Genomic DNA, 1,578 nt, shown 5'->3' with positions numbered 1-1,578 from the left:
CGCTACCTCGTCGGCCGCGACCCGCACGATCTCGAAAACCTGTTCCGCCGCGTCTACTCGTCCGGCTTCACCCAGCGCCCGGACGTCTCTGGCATGGGCTGCTTCTCGGCGCTCGAAATGGCCTGCTGGGATATCATCGGCAAGGAGGCGGACAAGCCGGTCTACAAGCTGCTTGGCGGCCAGGTGCATGAGACGCTGCGCTCCTACACCTATCTCTATCCGCACACCGGCAGCGTCCATTCGGAAGATGCGCGGGGCAAGAACGTCTATAACGACCCAGACATGGCCGCCGCCTGCGCGCTCGAATATGTCGAGCAGGGCTTCAACGCCGTGAAGCTCGACCCGGCCGGCCCCTACACTGCCTATGACGGCCACCAGCCGCGCTTGATCGACATCGACCTGTCGGCGCGCATGATCAAGGCGATCCGTGAGGCCGTCGGTAACAGGGCGGACATCCTGTTCGGCACGCATGGCCAGTTCACCGCTTCGGGCGCGCTGCGCCTGGCGCGCGCCATCGAGCCTTACGATCCGCTCTGGTTCGAGGAGCCGGTGCCGCCGGATATGCCCGAGGTGATGGCGCAGGTAGCCCGCGGCACCTCGATTCCGATCGCCACGGGCGAGCGGCTGACGACGAAATTCGAGTTCGCCCGCGTCATCGAAAACCGCGCCGCGACCATCCTGCAGCCCGACCTCGGCCGCTCCGGCGGCATCCTCGAAACCAAGAAGATCGCCGCCATGGCCGAGGCCTACCACATCCAGGTGGCGCCGCACTGCTATTGCGGCCCGATCGTCGGCGCCGCCAACATCCAGCTCGCGGTGACGCTGCCCAATTTCCTCATCCTGGAATCGCTGAAACAGTGGGACGGTTTTCACGCCACCCTGCTCAAGAAGAAGATCGGATGGCAGGACGGCAACGTCATCCCGTCGAAGGAGCCGGGCCTCGGCGTCGAGCTAGACGAGGCGGTCTGCGACGCGCACCCCTATAGCGGCTTGGACCTGCATCTGCAGATGATGCAGACGCCGCTGATGCCGTGACCCTCGCTTACGCCTTCATCGGTCTGGGCCATCTCGGCGGCAACCTTGCCGCCAGCCTGCTGCGCAAAGGCTTCGCCGTCACGGTCTTCGATCGCGACCCGGCGGCGGTCGAGTGCCTCGTCGCGCTCGGCGCCATTGCGGCGGCGGGCCCGGCCGAGGCCGCTGCCCGCGCCGGCAACGCGATCACCTGCCTGCCCTCGCCCAGGGTCAGCGAAGCAGTGCTCGCCGGCCCGGACGGATTGCTCCAGGGCCTACCTAAGGGTGGCACCTGGATCGAGATGTCGACCAACGGCCGTGACGAGATTTTGCGGCTCGCCGCGCTTGCTTCGGCAAAGGGCATCGAGACGCTGGAATGTCCGGTCACCGGCGGCGTGCATCTGGCCGCAGTCGGCAGGATCACGGCGCTCGTCGGCGGCGACGCCGCGCTCTACGAACGCCATCGCCCGGCCATCGAGGCGATGTGCGCAAGATCCTTCCTGATGCACCAGTCGGCTCGGCGGCGGTGATCAAGGTGATCACAAACATGCTGGCCTTCATCCATCT

General features: G+C 66.3%; 1 protein-coding gene and 1 pseudogene. Both read left to right on the top strand.

Annotated elements, in window-relative coordinates; genetic code table 11:
- The coding region (locus EOA24_RS37420) for a mandelate racemase/muconate lactonizing enzyme family protein (protein ID WP_133374886.1) at positions 1-1,035 on the top strand (1,035 nt) is incomplete at its 5' end.
- Positions 1,032-1,578: pseudogene (locus tag EOA24_RS37415) on the top strand (NAD(P)-dependent oxidoreductase); the annotation flags it as partial. The gene EOA24_RS37420 and the pseudogene EOA24_RS37415, both read left to right, overlap by 4 nt.

Source organism: Mesorhizobium sp. M2A.F.Ca.ET.039.01.1.1 (assembly GCF_003998035.1).
Taxonomy (GTDB): Bacteria; Pseudomonadota; Alphaproteobacteria; order Rhizobiales; family Rhizobiaceae; genus Mesorhizobium.
Note: the sequence above shows the minus strand (reverse complement) of the source record. Positions and strands in the feature narration are given on the sequence as shown.